This is a genomic window from Streptomyces sp. NPDC051740 (assembly GCF_044453165.1).
Taxonomy (GTDB): Bacteria; Actinomycetota; Actinomycetes; order Streptomycetales; family Streptomycetaceae; genus Streptomyces; species Streptomyces atrovirens.
Map to the genome: position 1 here is coordinate 442,985 of NZ_JBITCL010000002.1, position 15,630 is coordinate 458,614.

The 15,630-nt window shown below is 74.1% G+C and carries 17 protein-coding genes and 3 tRNA genes; 11 read left to right on the forward strand and 9 right to left on the reverse strand.

The genetic code is table 11. The features are described 5' to 3' along the window. Positions 1-74: 74 nt before the first annotated feature. Positions 75-380: a YtxH domain-containing protein gene (locus ACIA6T_RS05015; RefSeq protein WP_385054672.1), complete on the reverse strand. Its 306-nt coding sequence runs from the start codon at positions 378-380 to the stop codon at positions 75-77. 147 nt (positions 381-527) lie between these two features. Between ACIA6T_RS05015 and ACIA6T_RS05020 the strand changes: the two genes are divergently transcribed. From ACIA6T_RS05020 to ACIA6T_RS05045, 6 genes are all read left to right on the forward strand, one after another. Next, positions 528-600: transfer RNA gene (locus ACIA6T_RS05020), tRNA-Asn, on the forward strand. A 5-nt stretch (positions 601-605) separates the two neighbouring features. Next, positions 606-678: transfer RNA gene (locus ACIA6T_RS05025), tRNA-Asn, on the forward strand. Positions 679-855: 177 nt separating this feature from the next. Further along, positions 856-929, forward strand: a tRNA-Ile gene (locus ACIA6T_RS05030). Between the two features lie 360 nt (positions 930-1,289). Beyond that, a complete protein-coding gene (locus ACIA6T_RS05035; protein WP_399445149.1) occupies positions 1,290-1,811 on the forward strand; it encodes a hypothetical protein in 522 nt (173 codons plus the stop codon). Positions 1,812-1,973: 162 nt separating this feature from the next. Next, positions 1,974-2,207, forward strand: coding sequence for a type II toxin-antitoxin system VapB family antitoxin (locus tag ACIA6T_RS05040; RefSeq protein WP_399445150.1), 234 nt, complete (start codon positions 1,974-1,976; stop codon positions 2,205-2,207). Further along, positions 2,204-2,611, forward strand: coding sequence for a PIN domain nuclease (locus tag ACIA6T_RS05045; RefSeq protein ID WP_399445151.1), 408 nt, complete (start codon positions 2,204-2,206; stop codon positions 2,609-2,611). The genes ACIA6T_RS05040 and ACIA6T_RS05045 overlap by 4 nt, the downstream gene beginning before the upstream one ends. Positions 2,612-2,629: 18 nt before the next feature. Here ACIA6T_RS05045 and ACIA6T_RS05050 read toward each other — a convergent pair whose 3' ends face one another. Then, complete coding sequence (locus ACIA6T_RS05050) at positions 2,630-2,794, reverse strand: hypothetical protein (protein ID WP_399445152.1); 165 nt, start codon at positions 2,792-2,794, stop codon at positions 2,630-2,632. Positions 2,795-2,859: 65 nt separating this feature from the next. Continuing rightward, positions 2,860-3,540, reverse strand: coding sequence for an ANTAR domain-containing response regulator (locus ACIA6T_RS05055; RefSeq protein WP_399445153.1), 681 nt, complete (start codon positions 3,538-3,540; stop codon positions 2,860-2,862). A gap of 260 nt (positions 3,541-3,800) precedes the next feature. Between ACIA6T_RS05055 and ACIA6T_RS05060 the strand changes: the two genes are divergently transcribed. Both ACIA6T_RS05060 and ACIA6T_RS05065 read left to right on the forward strand, forming a co-directional pair. Beyond that, positions 3,801-4,097 (forward strand): STAS domain-containing protein, encoded by a 297-nt coding sequence (locus tag ACIA6T_RS05060; RefSeq protein WP_399445154.1) that lies wholly within the window; start codon positions 3,801-3,803, stop codon positions 4,095-4,097. Then, positions 4,094-5,047: an anti-sigma factor RsbA family regulatory protein gene (locus tag ACIA6T_RS05065; RefSeq protein WP_399445155.1), complete on the forward strand. Its 954-nt coding sequence runs from the start codon at positions 4,094-4,096 to the stop codon at positions 5,045-5,047. The genes ACIA6T_RS05060 and ACIA6T_RS05065 overlap by 4 nt, the downstream gene beginning before the upstream one ends. 171 nt (positions 5,048-5,218) lie before the next feature. Here the strand turns inward: ACIA6T_RS05065 and ACIA6T_RS05070 are convergent, their stop codons facing one another. The 3 genes from ACIA6T_RS05070 to ACIA6T_RS05080 form a co-directional block, all read right to left on the reverse strand. Beyond that, the gene (locus ACIA6T_RS05070) at positions 5,219-6,256 is read right to left on the reverse strand and encodes a rod shape-determining protein (protein WP_399445156.1); all 1,038 of its coding nucleotides are present in this window, start codon (positions 6,254-6,256) and stop codon (positions 5,219-5,221) included. Positions 6,257-6,381: 125 nt separating this feature from the next. Next, complete coding sequence (locus ACIA6T_RS05075; protein WP_399445157.1) at positions 6,382-7,734, reverse strand: carboxyl transferase domain-containing protein; 1,353 nt, start codon at positions 7,732-7,734, stop codon at positions 6,382-6,384. After that, positions 7,727-9,208 carry an acyl-CoA synthetase gene (locus tag ACIA6T_RS05080; RefSeq protein ID WP_399445158.1) on the reverse strand — a complete coding sequence of 494 codons (1,482 nt, stop codon included), beginning with the start codon at positions 9,206-9,208 and terminating at the stop codon, positions 7,727-7,729. The genes ACIA6T_RS05075 and ACIA6T_RS05080 overlap by 8 nt, the downstream gene beginning before the upstream one ends. A gap of 224 nt (positions 9,209-9,432) precedes the next feature. Here ACIA6T_RS05080 and ACIA6T_RS05085 point away from each other — a divergent pair, with 224 nt between their 5' ends. Continuing rightward, on the forward strand, positions 9,433-10,305 hold the full coding sequence (locus ACIA6T_RS05085; protein WP_399445159.1) for a RimK family alpha-L-glutamate ligase: 873 nt from the start codon (positions 9,433-9,435) through the stop codon (positions 10,303-10,305). Here ACIA6T_RS05085 and ACIA6T_RS05090 read toward each other — a convergent pair. Continuing rightward, positions 10,286-10,897 carry a hypothetical protein gene (locus ACIA6T_RS05090; protein ID WP_399445160.1) on the reverse strand — a complete coding sequence of 204 codons (612 nt, stop codon included), beginning with the start codon at positions 10,895-10,897 and terminating at the stop codon, positions 10,286-10,288. The genes ACIA6T_RS05085 and ACIA6T_RS05090 overlap by 20 nt on opposite strands. Positions 10,898-11,232: 335 nt before the next feature. On the opposite strand from ACIA6T_RS05090, the gene ACIA6T_RS05095 reads away from it, so the two are divergent. Further along, on the forward strand, positions 11,233-12,006 hold the full coding sequence (locus tag ACIA6T_RS05095; protein ID WP_399445161.1) for an IclR family transcriptional regulator: 774 nt from the start codon (positions 11,233-11,235) through the stop codon (positions 12,004-12,006). Next, on the forward strand, positions 12,003-12,857 hold the full coding sequence (locus ACIA6T_RS05100; RefSeq protein WP_399445162.1) for an SMP-30/gluconolactonase/LRE family protein: 855 nt from the start codon (positions 12,003-12,005) through the stop codon (positions 12,855-12,857). The genes ACIA6T_RS05095 and ACIA6T_RS05100 overlap by 4 nt, the downstream gene beginning before the upstream one ends. A gap of 164 nt (positions 12,858-13,021) precedes the next feature. Here the strand turns inward: ACIA6T_RS05100 and ACIA6T_RS05105 are convergent, their stop codons facing one another. Both ACIA6T_RS05105 and ACIA6T_RS05110 read right to left on the reverse strand, forming a co-directional pair. Then, complete coding sequence (locus ACIA6T_RS05105) at positions 13,022-14,428, reverse strand: FAD-dependent oxidoreductase (protein ID WP_399445163.1); 1,407 nt, start codon at positions 14,426-14,428, stop codon at positions 13,022-13,024. Continuing rightward, on the reverse strand, positions 14,418-15,623 hold the full coding sequence (locus ACIA6T_RS05110) for an MAB_1171c family putative transporter (protein ID WP_399445164.1): 1,206 nt from the start codon (positions 15,621-15,623) through the stop codon (positions 14,418-14,420). The genes ACIA6T_RS05105 and ACIA6T_RS05110 overlap by 11 nt, the downstream gene beginning before the upstream one ends. Between the last annotated feature and the right edge of the window lie 7 nt (positions 15,624-15,630).

The following is a 15,630-nucleotide window of genomic DNA, read 5'->3' on the forward strand; positions in this document are numbered from 1 at the left end:
GCGGCGGAGCCGCATATCGACACGGCCCCGCGCCCCTGGGGGTGTGGCGGTCACCCCGGGTTCCAGAGGTGCTGTCAGGTGTTGCTCGTACCCCAGTCGTCCTCCGCCGGGCCGTGGGCCGTGCGCTCGCGGAGGGTGCGGACCCGCTGGGCGACCGAGTCGGGCATGCGGTCGCCGACCTTGTCGCTGACCGCGTGGTACGCCTTGTCCGCGAAGTCGCGGCCCTGCTGCGCCGCGCTCTCCGCGGTGTTGCGCACGGCGGGGTTCCGCGTGAACTGCTGCGCGGACCTCTTCATCTGCTCGTAGCGCTCGCGCCCGGCTTTCGTGCCCAGCACGTAACCCAGGACGACTCCGGCGACGAACGTGAGCCGGTAACGCATGGCGGCCACCCTTCCCGTTGTTCCGGCGACAGCGCCGGGGAGTACCGATTGGCGGAGCACCCCCCTGCTTGCGCTAATGTATGTGTCGCAGCGAGCGAGCGCCCCCTGGCGAATACCCAGGTGGCCACGTTCGATGCAACGAGTCATTCCTCCGTAGCTCAATTGGCAGAGCAGCCGGCTGTTAACCGGCAGGTTACTGGTTCGAGTCCAGTCGGGGGAGCTCGGTCCTCCGTAGCTCAATTGGCAGAGCAGCCGGCTGTTAACCGGCAGGTTACTGGTTCGAGTCCAGTCGGGGGAGCATGATGAACGAGGACCCCGTGGGGGTCCTTTTTCATGTTCGGGGGAACCGTGCGAGGCTCGGCGAAGTCTCCATGGTCACGAAGACCGCACGCAGCCGACCAGCCGGAGCAGGAGATCGTATGAGCGGCTATGCTGCGGCAGACGGCGCGCACACATGTACGCGACACGCCGTTATGGGGCGGTAGCTCAGCCGGTTAGAGCAGCGGACTCATAATCCGTCGGCCGTGGGTTCGAGTCCCACCCGCCCCACTCACCGCACCACGGGAGACGCCCGCTCCGTCACCAAGGGGCGAGTGGCATCCCCTCGGGGTCCTCCGGGTCCACCTCCGCCCCTCGCTGCGAAGAGGTGTTCGGCCGCTCCTCTCCGGCCACGAACGGGCCCTGCCCGCAGTGGTGACGATCGGCTCCTCTCCGCGGAGTGCCGCAGCCGCCCCGCGGACCGTGACCCGTGCGACCCCGGACTCCGCTTCGGGCCGCACCCCGCAAGGAGACCTCCGTGAAGTGCCCGCCCCTCGCCGGTGGTTGTCGCGCCGCGGGAGGCTGCGGCACCCCGCCGAACCCGTCGAAGGGGCGCCGGGTCCTGTCCGTCCGGTCCGGTACCTTCCCGTCATGACCGAAGACGAGGACTACCTCGACAAGAGCCCGTCGGCTGCTCAGATGGGCAAGGCGGCCGAGTACCTGGTCGCGGCCTCCTGCGTCCTCGCCACCCAGGGCGAGTTGAACGTCTCGACGTCCCAGGCCGACGACGCGGGGGTGGACCTGGTCTTCCACCGGCGGGGGAGTTCGGTGACCCTGGCCGTGCAGGTGAAGTCGCGCATGTCCACGACGTCGGTCGTCCGGAAGGGCCAGTACCTGGCCGATGTGCGGTCGCAGACGTTCCGGCCTCGCGAGGACCTGGACATGCTCTTCGTGGCGGTGGACGTCGAGCGCACGGCGATCATGACCGCCTGGCTGGTACCGAGCGGCGTGTTCGGCGAGATGGTGAGCGAGCCCAACGGCAAGGGGAAGTACCGGTTCGCCGCCTCCCTGAAGCCGGACTCCAAGGACCGCTGGACGCCGTACCGGCTGACGACTGCGGAGCTGTCACAGCGGATTCTGGCTCGGCTGTCCGAGCTGGAGGAGGCCGGGTAGCGCTTCCCTCGGAGTTCCACTCCCGCCGGGCTCTGCCTGCGAGTTCCGGATCAAGGGAGAGCGTGGTGGGCGGGTCCGGCACTCGCCGGCAGTCCGTTCTCCGCCTGCTGCACGTTGGTGATGTGTCTTGTTGGCACACATGGCGTATGGAGGTGGTGGCGGATGTCTGTCACGCAGATTGACCTGGATGACGACGCACTCGCCGAGGCGATGCGTCTCATGGGATCCACCACGAAGGAGGACACGGTCAACGAAGCCCTCCGGGACTACGTGGCACGTGCTAAACGGCTTGAGGCGGCCGAGCGGCTGGCCGCTCGCGGTGAGCGCGGCGAATTCGAGGCCGCGGCGGCTGCGCATGACGCGGTCAAGCGTGCGCGGCGGGCTGCCTTCGAGTGATCACGTACCTGCTCGACGCCTCGGCCCTGTGGCATCTGTTCCGTACTCCGGGGGCGGTCCTGCCCTGGGAAGGACATATCGCCGCCGGAGTTTTCCATGTCTGTGAACCTACGAGGGCTGAGTTCCTCTACTCGGCCACCAGCCCGGCGCACCGCGACGAACTCGCCGAAGGACTGGACGCGCTGTGCCGGCTCTCGCCGGTGCCGAAGAACGCGTGGCGCTGGGTGGACACAGCCCAGTACAAGCTCACCCGGCGTGGGCAGCATCGCTCCGCAGGGGCCGTCGGTCTCCTGGTGTGCGCCACCGCGGTCCACCACGGCCATACCGCGCTCCATGTGGACAACGACTTCGGCACTGTCGCGGCCGTCCTGAAGGACGGGGAGCAGCGGGACGTACGGGCCTGAGGCGGCGGGGCCCCGGGCTCACCGCTCCTCGGTGTCGCCGTCGGACGCGGCGGGGGCGTCCGACGGGTCGCGTTCGCCCTCCGCCTGGGACGGGGTGGAGTGCGGGACCTCGGGGGTGGTCCACTCGTCGTCGTCCCGGTCGCCCTCGGCCTGGGACGGAGTGTGCTCGCTCAGCTCGCTCATGGTGCTGCCTCCCGATCGCGGGACGGGTGGTCGGTCCGTCGCCGGGTACCCCGCGCGGGCCGGTGTCACCGTGCCGAGCGGCGGGCCAGAGCCCTGGACAGGGCGGCGCGGACCTCCTCGGGCGGGGGAGCGCCCTCCGCCTCCGCGGAGGCGGTGAGCGCCTCCGCGACCGCGCGGAGCTTGGTGTTGGACAGCTGGGACGCCTCCCGCAGGATGTGCCACGCCTCGTCCGAGGTGCAGCCGTACGTCGCCATCAGGATGCCACGGGCCTGGTCGATCACCGGGCGGGAGGCGATCGCCTGCCGCAACTGCTCGACCTCCTCCTGGAGCAGGTGCAGCCGCTCCTCCCGCTCCAGCGCCACCGCCGAGACGGCCCGCGGCGGCGCGTCCTCCGGCGCCGGGGAGCGCAGCGGGTCCGTGGCGTCGAGGCCGGCCAGTTCCAGGATGCGGCGCGGCTGACCGTTCCAGCGGGTGACCGTGACCGGCACCGACCACCGCCGGCCGTGGTCGCGCAGCACCTCCAGGAACTCCAGCCCCGCCGTGTCCATGAAGTACACGCCGCTCATGTCCACGTCGACCCGCGCCGTGCCGGCCGGCAGCCGCGCCAGCTTCTCGGCCAGGTCCTGGGCACATCCGCGGACCAGCTCGCCGCGCGGGGTGAGCAGCGCCCGGTCCGCGTCCATGCGACCGCCGATGACCAAGGTGTTCAGCCTTCCCGAAAGAGGGAGTGATGCCGCGGAGGTCATGTCACCGCCTTGTCGGTGCTCGTGAGTGGTCGGGGCGTTTCGGATGGGTTCGGCCGCCGTCGGCACCGGAGCGGTAGGCTGCGCACGGTCCCGGCTGCGCTGCGGGTGCGCCTGCCCAGCCTGAGGCGTACTACACGCGGTGCCGGGGAATGGCGGGGAACCGACGGGGTACCTACAGGTCCGGGAGCGCAGGGAGACGGGTGTTGGGCGATCACCATCGGACGCCGTGCGGGCCCGGGACCGCGGCGCCGTGTCTGACGGTGCGCCCGCTGGAGGGCGGCCGCGGTGTCCGCGCGGCCGGGGAGATCGGCCTGGCCACGCATACGATCTGGGAGCGCGTGCTGGAGCAGGCGGTGCGCGAGGGTGAGGCCGTGTACTACCTGGAACTGTCCGAGGTGACGTTCGTCGACGTCGCGGGTGCCGGAGCACTCGCGGCGGCCGCCGAGCGCCTCGGGGACGGCCGCCGGTTCGTGGTGCACCGCCCGCCGCCCGCCCTGAGCCGGGTGCTGGACATGTTCTGGCCCGACCTGTCGACGATCGAGGTGTCGATGTCATGAGTGCCGCGGCCGAACCCCTGGAAGCCCCCGCCGGTCCCTTCGTCCACCCCGCCCTCTTCTACCGGGACGACCAGGAGTACCTGGAGGGCACCGTCCCCTTCGTGCGCGAGGGGCTCGCGGCCGGCGAGCCGGTGGCGGTCGCCGTGCCCGGTGACCGGCTGCGGATGATCCGGGACGCGCTCGGTGACGACGCGGACGGCGTCCGCCTCCTCGACATGCGCGAGGCCGGACGCAACCCCGGCCGGATCATCCCCGGCGTGCTGCGCGCCTTCGCCGACACCCAGCCGGCCGGGAAGCGGGTGCGGATCATCGGCGAGCCCGTCTGGGCCGGCCGCTCCGCGACCGAGTACCCCGCCTGCGTCCAGCACGAGGCACTGATCAACGCCGCCTTCCAGGGCCGTACGGCGACGATCCTGTGCCCCTACGACGCCGTACGCCTGCCCGCGCACGTCCTCGCCGACGCCCACGCCACCCACCCCGCCGTCATCCCCGTCGGCGCCCGCCCGGCGCGGGACAGCGAGGCGTACGCCCCCGACGCGGTCGTCGCCCGCTACAACGAGCCGCTGCCGCTCGTGACGGACGCGATGACCTTCCCGTTCGTCGCCGACTCGCTGCCCTCGGCCCGGCACGCCGCGTCCGACGAGGGGCGGCGGCTCGGCCTCACCGGCGTCACCCTGGACGACCTGGCCCTCGCCACGGCCGAGCTGACCACGAACAGCGTGGTGCACGGCGGCGGTTCGGGGGTGCTGCGGATCTGGGCCGAGAACGGCCACGTACTGTGCGAGGTGCGCGACGGGGGCCGGATGACCGACCCCCTCGCCGGGCGCCGCCCCGCCTCCCGCGACCAGCGCGGCGGACGCGGCCTGCTGATGGTCAACCTGATCGCCGACCTGGTACGCGTGCACACCGGGGACGAGGGCACGACGATCAGATGCTGGTTCCCCCGCTGACGGCCCGCCCGGGGGCGAGGGCCTGACGGCCCGCCCGGCCGCCCGCGCCCGCGGGTGCGCACCGGGCGAGGGCCTGCCGCTCGCCTGCTGACGGCCCGCCCCGGCCGTCCGCGTCCGCGGGTGCGCGCCGGGGCGAGGGTGGGCCGGTCCGCCCGCCGGAGCCCGTCCGGTTCAGGCGCGCAGCGGGTCCAGCACGATCGGGGCGATCCTGCCCTCCAGCATCTCGCCCAGCCCCTGTACGGCGCAGAGCTCCGGCCGTTCGGCGATGTGCACCGGCATGCCCGTCGCCTGGCGCAGCATCTGGTCGAAGCCCGGCAGCAGGGCGCTCCCGCCGACCATCATGATCCCCCGGTCGACCAGGTCGGCGACCAGATCCGGCGGGCACTCCCGCAGCACCTTGCCGATGCCGTCGAGGACGGCGGTGAGCGGCGTCTGGATGGCCCGCCGCACGGCGGCCGTGTCGACCCGTACGGAACGGGCCAGACCGGTGGCCACGTCCCGCCCGTGGATCTCCGTCGACTCCGGGCCCTGCGGGGTGAGCCCGTTGCCGTGCAGGGCGAGCTGCAGGGGCCGTACGGACTGGCTCGGCAGCATCAGCTCGTGCTGGTGGCGCAGGTGCTGCACGATCGCGTTGTCCACGGCCTCCCCGCCGACGGGGACGCGCTCCGCCGTCACGATCGCCCCGAGGGAGAGCACAGCCACCTGCGTGGCCGCCGCACCGCACACCATGATCATGGTGGCCTCGGGCCGCTCCACCGGCAGACCGCAGCCGACGGCGGCGGCGATGAGCGTGTCGACCAGCTCCACCCGGCGGGCACCGAGACCGACCAGCGTCTCGATCGCGGCGCGCTGGGCGAGCGGATCGGCGTCGTGCGGGACACAGGCCGCGGCCCGCAGCCGGGGCCTGCGGCGCAGCGTACGGCGCATTTTGTCCCCGATGAGCTGCCGCAGCATGCGCTGCGCCATCTCGATGTCGACGACCGTGCCGCCGGAGACGGGACGTACGACGCGGATGTAGTCCGGTGTACGGCCCGTCATCTTCTCCGCGAACTCACCGACCGCCATCAGCGCTCCGGTACGGGTGTTCACGGCGGCGGTGGACGGCTGGTCGACGACGAGTCCGGCGCCCTTGACATACACCCGGGTGCGGGCCGCCCCCAGGTCGACGGCGAAGTGGCAGCGGCGCAGCTGCTCCAGACTGGCGGTCACGGCGGATCCTCCCGAGTGCGCACCCAGCGGCCCGCCGGGCGGCGGACCTCTCAGGCATCGTGCGCGGCGGAGGGGGAGGGCGCCTTTCCTGGGGGGCCGGGTGGGGGGCCGCCGAACGGGGCCTCTCAGGCGCGGGGGGTGCGGTCCGCCGGTCCCACGACCCCCCGGACCACCCCCAGCTCCACCAGGTCCTGCGGGCGGACGCGGAGCCGGTCCGCCGTGTCCTCCGCCTCCTCCGGGGGCCGTTTGAGGATGGCCGCCGCGAGTTCCGGGGCGATCACCGAGAAGTAGCTGTCCGGGGTGGCCCAGGTGTTGCCGGGGGCCGCGAGGGCCAGCGCGCCGCCGGAGCCGCCCTCGCCGACGACCAGCGTGGTGACCGGCGTACGGGCGGCGGCCACGGCGCCGAACAGGTCGGCGATGGCGGCTCCCGCGCCCTGTCGCTCCGCCTCCGCGTCGTTCGCCGCGCCCGGCGTGTCCACCAGCGTCAGCACCGGGATGCCGAGCCGGTCCGCGAGCCGGACCAGCCGGGCGGCGGTGCGGTACCCGGCGGGCCGGGTGGCCGCCCCGGTCTGCGCCGCGTAGGCGACCGTACGGCCCTCCCGCTCACCGAAGCCGCACAGCATGCCGTCGGGGTCCGTACCGCCGCAGCGGTCGCCGCTGATGGTGACGCGGGAGGTGAGGCAGGCGTCCAGGTAGGCGGTGGCGCGCGGGCGTTCGGGCGAGCGGGCGCGGCGGACGGCGTCCCGGCCGGTGGCCGGGAGGTCCGCCCTGCCCAGCGCGGGCGGCGGCGGGACCGGGGCGGTGGAGGGCCGGGTCAGCAGCCGCAGCCAGCGGCCCAGCGTCCCCCGCAGCTCCTCCGGCCGTACCAGCGCGTCCGCCGCCCCCGCCGCCACCTGCGCCTCGGCCGTGTACGCCGCCGGGTCCGCGTCCGTGGGCCGCACCCGTGAGCCGGCGAAGCCGACCTGCGCGCCGGGCAGGGCGAGGACGACATCGGCGCCCGCGCCCAGGGTGGCCCACCCGCCGCCGGTCGTCGGGTCCCGCACCACCGCGATCTGCGGCAGCCCGGCCTCCCGCGTGAGCGCCGACTCCCGAGCCACCCGCTGGAGCTGGGTGAGCGCGAGCATGCCCTCCTGCATCCTGCTGCCCCCGGTGGCGACCAGCGGCACCACCGGCAGCCGGTGGGCGCGGGCATGGGCGTACGCCGCCACCAGACGGTCGCCGGTGCGCTCACCGAGCGAGCCGCCGAGGAAGCCGAACTCGAAGGCGACGACGACGGCCCGGGTGCCCTCGACGCTCGCGGTGCCGCAGATCACGGACTCCTGCTCGCCGGTGCGCCCGGCGGCACGGGCGCGGGCGGTGCCGTAACCGGGCCAGCCGAGCGGGCCGTCGGGGGGCGACCGCCGTTCGGAGTGCGGCAGTCCGGTGAAGTCGTCCGCGAGGAGGGCGACGGCCTCCCGCGCGGACAGCCGGTCAGCCACGGGACAGCGCCCGCTTCATGATCTTCCCCATGTCGTTGCGGGGCAGGGCGTCGAGGTGGTGGACCACGCGCGGCCGCTTGTGCGGGGCGAGACGCCCGGCGACATGACCGGCCAGCTCCTCCAGGCCGGGCGGGGACTGCGGATCCGCCGGCACCACCCACGCCACGATCCGCTCGCCCAGATCGGCGTCCGGCTCCCCGGTGACCGCGGCCTCCCGCACCCCCGGATGCTCCAGCAGCGCGTTCTCGATCTCACCCGCGCCGATCTTGTACCCCCCGCTCTTGATCAGGTCGGTGGCCTTGCGGCCGACGATCCGGACGTACCCGTCGGCGTCGCGCACCGCCATGTCCCCGGTGCGGAACCAGCCGTCGGCCGTGAACGCGGCGGCCGTCGCGTCCGGCCGGTTCAGGTACTCCGTGAACAGGTTCGGCCCGCGCACCTGGATCTCGCCGACCGTCTCACCGTCGTACGACGTCACCGGCGACCCGTCCTCCTCCACCAGCCGCAGCTCCACGCCCGGCAGCTCCACGCCCACCGTGCCGGGGCGGGCCTCGCCGTCCGCGCGGACGGCGGGCCGGGGGCCCGGGGGTGTCCACCGGGACGAGCACAGCATGAGCGTCTCCGTCATGCCGTACCGCTCGATGACCCGGCGCCCGGTCGCCGCCGCGATCCGCTCGTGGTCGTGCACGGGCAGCGCGGCCGACCCCGACACCAGCAGCCGCGCCCCGGCCAGCGCCTTCACCAGCCCGGGTGCGGCGGGCAGCGCCCCCGCGAGGCGGTGGTACATCGTCGGCACCCCGAACAGCATCGTCGCGCCGTCGTTCAGCTCGCGCGCCACGCCCTCGGGGGTGAACCTGCCCAGGTGGCGCACGGAGCCGCCGCGCCGCAGCGGGCCGAGCGTGCCGAGGACGAGTCCGTGCACGTGGAACAGCGGCAGCCCGTGCACCAGTACGTCGTCGCCGGTCCACCGCCAGGCGTCGGCGAGGGCGTCCAGGGTGGTGGCGATCGCGCGGCGCGGGAGGACGGCGCCCTTGGGCGGGCCGGTGGTGCCGGAGGTGTAGACGATCAGGGCGGGGTCCTCCGGGTCCCGCTCGCGGTCGTCGGGGAGCGCACCCGAAGCCGCCGGGTCCACATCGACGCGGGGCAGGTCGCCCAGCGGGGCGGGCAGTTCCTCGCCGGGCGCGGTGAGCAGCAGGTCCGGGGCGCTGTCGGAGAGGATGTGGCCGAGCTCCTTCCCGCCCGACTTCGGGTTGAGCGGCACGACGGTCACCCCCGCGACCAGTGCCGCGGTGACCGCGACCGCCGTCTCCAGCGCCGGCGTGGCCCATACGGCGACCCGGCGCGCCCCCGTCAGGCCCCCGGCCACCGCTCCGGCCGCCGAGGCGAGTTCCCCGTACGTCAGCGCGCGCTCGCCGAAGCGCAGGGCGGGCCGGTCGGCCGGGCCGTCGGTCAGGGCCGGGAAGAGAGAGGACACGGGGCGTACTCCTTGGCTCGCTGTCGGTCGAAGACGGTCGGTACCCGCCGGACCAGGGTGCCCTACCGGTCCCGGGGACCGGACGGGGTACGGCGGTTCCGGCCGCCGGAGTCTCCCGCGTTTCCGCAACCGATACCGGGCCTTCACCGAAGTGAAGGACGGGTTGCCGGGCGTGGTTGCTAGCCTGCTCGTCGATCGGCTGTTCGTATGAGGAGTGAGTCGTCGTGCCCCGTATCGCGCTCGTGACCTGCCGGCCCGGCCCCGACGTCGCCGAGGACCGGGACCTGCCGGGGCTGGTGCGGGCGCTGGAGGAGGCCGGGGCCGGGGCGTCCGCCGAGGTGTGGGACGACGACGCCGTCGACTGGGCCCGCTTCGACCTCGTCGTGATCCGCTCCACCTGGGACTACAGCTGGCGGTCGGCGGAGTTCACCGCGTGGGCCGAGCGGTGCGGCACGCTCACCCGGCTGGCCAATCCGGCGGACGTGGTGCGCTGGAACACCGACAAGCGGTACCTCGGGGAGCTCGCCGCCGCCGGGGTGCCGGTGGTGGACACCCGGTACATCGCGGCGGGCGATCCGCTCGACCTCCCGGACGGCCACGAGTACGTCGTCAAGCCGACCTCCGGCGCCGGCGCCCGGTTCGCCGCCCGCTACACCCCCGACGAGCACGACACGGCCGTACGGCACCTGCGGCGCATGCACGCCGAGGGGTTCACCGCGATGGTGCAGCCCTATGCGCGCGGCATCGACACCACCGGCGAGCGGGCGCTGCAGTTCTTCGGCGGGAACCTGCTGCACGTGAGCCGCAAGGGGCCCGTCCTCGCCCCCGGCACGCCCTACGACCGGCGCAAGGTGGCCCACCCCGGACTGACCGACTGGACCCCGGCCCTCGTCGACACCGCCCTCGCCAGGAAGGCGTTGGCCTCCGTGCCGGGCAGGCCCGAGCTGCTGTACGCGCGCGTCGACGTCGTGGACGGGGAGGACGGACAGCCCCGGGTGATGGAGCTGGAACTGGTCGAACCGAACCTGTTCCTGTGGCTGCACCCCGAGTCGGTGCCGCGCGTCGTGGAGGAGATCCTCAAGGCAGCGGTCCGCTGACCGCCGTGCGCTGCAGCAGTCCCCACGTGAACTCGGCGGCCACCTCGCGCCGTACGCCGCTCGCGTCCGGGGCCGTGAAGGCGAGCCCCCACCGCGTCGGGGCCGAGCCCTCCAGGGGCCGGGCGGGCGCGAAGGCGCGGGCGGCCTCGTCCACCGTGCAGGACCAGGGGGTGAGGTCCTCCACCGTGCGCAGGGCGGGCGGTCCGGCGCCCGGCGCGCGGACCAGCCACTCGTTCCACACCGCTCCGCCGGCCGCCGTGGCCAGCACCTCGAAGCGCAGGCCGGGCCAGAGCGGGACCGGCCACCGCCACGCCTCGCAGTCCAGGTCACCGATCCTGCGCGGGGTCCGGGACTCGGGTTCGCCGAGCACGGACCGGTACCGGGAGAGGGCGGGGCGGGGGCGCGGCGAGCGGACCATCGCCTGCCAGCGCTTGTTGGCCTCGCGCATGTCCGCGAGGGAGACGCCCAGTTCGCGCCGGGCGTCCTCCACCGGGCCGGGGTTGTGGTCGGCCATGCGGCGCAGCAGCACGAGCTGGAAGTCGAGCGGGGTGAACGGGCTGGTGGGACGTCGTCCGGTGGGCACGGGACCCATCGTCGCGCACCGGGGACGCGCCGGGGACGCTTCGGGGCGGCGGCCGTCCGGCGGCACCCGGCGCGGCAGGCCGTGCGTGACGACGTACGAGGTACGGGCCTGGTGGGGCCTCCAGAGCTCGGCGGACCGATGACCGCACCGCCGGTACCGTCGGCCGTCAGCCGGCCCCGGCACCCCCTTGAACCCCGCCCGGCCCCCTGCGCACGACGGTGAGGACGATCGTCCCATTGCCCGGGGTCGGCCCGCCCGGTTAGCCTGTGTGTTCGTCATTCCGATCGCCTGTTGAAATCTCGAACGACCGCAGGCACCTGAGACACATAGGGAGGGGGCCGGTCGTGGGACGCCTCGTACCAGCCGTGACCCGGGCTCTCGACATTCTCGAGCTCTTCCTCGACGGGGACGGGACGCTCTCCGCCCCCGACATCGTGCGCAGGCTGCAGCTGCCGCGCACCACCGTGCACGAGCTGGTGACCACGCTCGCCGCCCGGAAGTACATCGTCCCGGTGACGGGCCAGCCCGGCCGCTACCGGCTCGGCGTACGCCCGTACCAGCTCGGCGCCCGCTACGCCGAACACCTCGACCTCGCCGCCGAGGGCCAGCAGGTCGCCCGCTCGGTCGCCGAGACCTGCGACGAGACGGTGCACGTGGCGATCCTGGAGGAGACCGACGTCATCTACATCGCCAAGGTGGACTCCACCCACGCGGTGCGGATGGTGTCGGCGGCCGGCCGCAGACTGCCCGCCCACTGCACCTCCGTCGGCAAGATGCTGCTGGCCTCCCTTCCCGAGCACGAACTCACCGCGCGCGTCCCCGACGACGCCGAGCTGTCCGCGATGACCCCCAACAGCATCACCGACGTGGCCGCCCTGCGCGAGACCCTCGCGGAGATCCGCGCCCGGGGCGTCGCCGTGGAGAGCCGCGAGTCCAACCCCGACGTCTCCTGCGTCGCCGCCCCGGTGCGCGACCGCACGGGGCAGGTGGTCGCCGCGCTGTCCATCTCCGTACCGATGATCCGCTGGAGCGACGAGCGGCTGGGCGAGCTGGAGCAGCTCGCGGCCAAGGGCGCCGCCGAGCTCTCCGAGCGACTGGGCTACAGGAGCGTGGCATGACGAACACCTTCGACGTCGCCGTCCGCGCGGAGGCGGCCCTCGGCGAGGGCCCCACCTGGGACCCGGCCACCGGCCGCCTGCTGTGGATCGACATCCTCGGCTCCCGCGTCCACACCTGGGACCCGGCCACCGGCCGGCGCACGGTCCGCCGCACCGACCAGCACGTGGGCGCCGTCAAGCCCCGCGCGGGCGGCGGACTCGTCCTCAACCTGCGGGACGGCATCGGCCTGCTCGACCCCGACGGCACCTTCCGCTGGCTGCACCGCGAGGTCGTCCCCGGCCGCCGCGCCAACGACGCCGCCGTCGCCCCCGACGGCAGCCTCTTCGCGGGCACCATGCGTTACGACGAGGCGCCCTGTGGCGGCACGCTGTCCCGTGTCACCGGTGACGGCACGGTGCGTGTCCTCCTCGACGACGTGGCGGTGAGCAACGGCACCGGGTGGAGCCCGGACGGGCGGCTGATGTACTACATCGACTCGCCGACCCGGCGTATCGACGTCTTCGACGTCGGCGAGGCGGACGGCAGGATCACCAACCGCCGTTCGCTGGTCGCGATCGAGGACGGCGCCGGTTTCCCCGACGGTCTGTGCGTGGACGCCGACGGCTGTGTCTGGGTCGCCCTGTGGGACGGCGGCGCGGTACGCCGCTACACCCCCTCCGGGGAGCTGGACCGGGTGATCCCCCTCCCCGTCCCCCTCGTCACGGCCTGCGCCTTCGGAGGTCCGGACCTGACGGACCTCTACATCACCACGGCCCGCGTGGGCCTCACGGCCCCGCACCCCCTGGCGGGCTCGCTGCTGGTGGTACCGGGCGCGGGCAAGGGAGTGCCGCAGCCTCCGTTCGCGGGCTGATTTCGCCCCCGCCGCCCCTTCCCGTCCCGGACCCGGGGCTCCGCCCCGGACCCCGCTCCGCAAGGTGAAATTCAGCCCCTCCGGCGTTTGAGGAGCGGGGGTCCGGGGGCAGCGCCCCCCGGGATGGGACGGGTAAGGGCGGCGGGGGCGAAAAAATCCTCGGTTCACACCCCCGTACGGTCGAGCCCCCGCAGAACCTCACGTTCACCTGGCGTCAGCGGAGGCTCCACCGACGGAGGCAGCGGGGACCCGGCCAGAGCCGCCAGCATCGCCGAGGGCCGGAACATACGGGTCGGCGGCGTGCGCAGACTGGTGACGTCCCAGACCGCCGAGGCCGCCGCGTAGGAACCCGTCGCCGCCTTCATCATCCGCCGCGTGTACGCCGTCATCACCCGGTCGCCGACACCCGGCGGCGTCCCACCCCGTACCCCCGGGTACAGCACGTCCTGCCCCACCGCCATCGCCCACGCCGCGTCCGCCGCCCGCGCGGCCCCCCGCACCACCCGCCGGCCCAGACCGGGCGCGCCGACGCCCCCGCCCCGTCCCAGCTCCCGCCCGAGCACCCGCGCCCCGAACGCCGCCACCGACATCCCGTGCCCGTACGCCGGATTGAACGCGGCCAGCGCGTCCCCGAGGACCGCGAACCCCTCCGGCCACCGCGGCATCCGCTCCAGATACCGCCGTACATTGCTGGTCGACCGGCTCAGACGCACATCGGACAGCGGCTCCGCGCCCGAGATCAGCCGGCCCACGATCGGGTCCGGCAGTTCGAGGGTGTACCGCAGGAACCCCGCCGGGTCCGCCGGCGGCTCACCGCCGCGCGAGCCGCCGCAGCTCACCAGCCAGCGGCCCCCCTCGATCGGCATCACCATCGCGCTCCGCGCCGGCCGCGACACGTACGGGTCGGCCTGTACGACCGTCAGCGGGAACCGTTCCGCCCCGTCCGGCACCCGGTACACGCGCGAGGCGTTGACCAGCCCGGAGTCCACCGCGCGTTCCCGCACGCCGGGCAGCCCGAGCCCGTCCAGCCAGCCGGTGACCCGCGTCCCGCGTCCGCTCGCGTCGACGACCAGGTCCGCCTCCAGGTCCGTGTCCCCGCCGGGCGCCGCGATCCGCACCCCGCGCACCCGCCCCGCGGAGCCCGTCAGACCCACCACCGCCGCCCTGCGGAACTCCACCGGCACCTGTTCCCGTACCGTCTCCCGCACCACCCAGTCCAGCAGCGCCCGGCTGCACGTCACCATCGCCGGGCCCTCGCGCCGCCACCGCCGCAGCCAGCCCTCGGGGGTGAGCGCCAGCACGCCCGAGCCGAGCGGGATCTCGTGCGCCCCGGCGGCGAGCAGCCGCCCCCGCAGCCCCGCGCCCGGCAGCAGCTCCTCCATGGCGTCCATGCCGCCCGCCATCAGCAGATGCGCGTGCCGCCCCTGCGGCAGCCCCTTGCGGTGCTCGGGGCCGTCCGGCAGTTCGTCGCGGTCCAGGACGATCACCTCGTCCGCTCCCGCACGGGACAGCACCGCCGCGGCCAGCGTGCCGGCCGGCCCGGCACCGATGACGACAGCTCTACGCGACATGGGGCTCCTCGGGTTCGGTCACGGTTCCGGTCGGGGACGAGGGCGCCGCGCCCGTGCGCGCGGCGGGCGGGCGGGGCAGCGCCTGCGCCAGTTCCACCAGCCCGCCGGTGCCGGAGACCTCGGTGGCGTGCAGCCGGTACGTTCCGGCGGTCTCGGGAGGGTCCTCGCGGGCGGCGGCCCGGCGTGCCGCGTCGGAGAGCATGGCCGCCTCCGCCGCCAGCCGCGCCTCGTGGGGGGAGCGGCCCGCGCGCAGGGCGGTGTCCCGGACCCGTTCACGGACCCGGTGGTCGAAGTACGGCGCCAGTGCGAGCAGCGCGTCGTGGATCGACACCTCACGCCACTGCAGCCGCGCCCGCGGCAGCTGCCACCAGGCGGCCTGTGGCTTGGGCGCGGTCGGCACCGGCCCCACCAGCGACCACAGCGGGCCCAGCCGCCGGTAGTCGCCGAGCCCCCGCCACTGCGCGAGGACGGACGGCAGCAGCCTCGGCAGCGCGAAGCCGGCCGAACACAGCAGCGCGGCCAGCGAGGCCATCGGCGGGGCAACCGTGGTGGACAGGAAGTCCAGGTCGTGGCCCGTCCAACGGGCAACCACCGCCGTGTACTTGGTGAGCTGGAAGCCCACCACGTCCAGCAGCGCCCCCACGAGGATCAGCCGCAGCCCGGCCCGCAGCAGCCCGCCGACCTCGCGCCCCCACTTGACGCAGACGACGCACATCACCAGCATCGCCGCGCTGTGCCCGACCAGGTAGAGCAGGATCATCTCCCGCATGAACGGGGTGTTGGCGTAGTAGGTGTCGAGGTCGGCCAGCCGCTCGGTGTCCGCCTCGGCGAGCGCGAACAGGACGACGATGGCGGCCACCAGCAGCCCGTAGGCGGCCACACTGCGCAGCACCATGCGCCGCACCCGCTCCCGCGACCCGCCCCGCCAGTTGATCAGCAGCACCAGCACCGCGCAGCTGTACGCGGAGAGCATCCCGTAGGTCAGCGGGGCCCCGAAGTTGGGGACGCCGGTGAGGGAGTTGACGCCGGCCAGGGTGGCCGGGGCGGCGCACACGAAGACCAGGGCACCCAGGATGATCGCGGCGCAGGTGGACAGCGTCAGCGGGTTGCGCGGGGCCGCCGTGCGCGGGCGGCGGAACAGCAGCACGGACGTCATCCCGAACACGAAGGCCGCCAGGTAGACGACGAGACTCATACCGGCC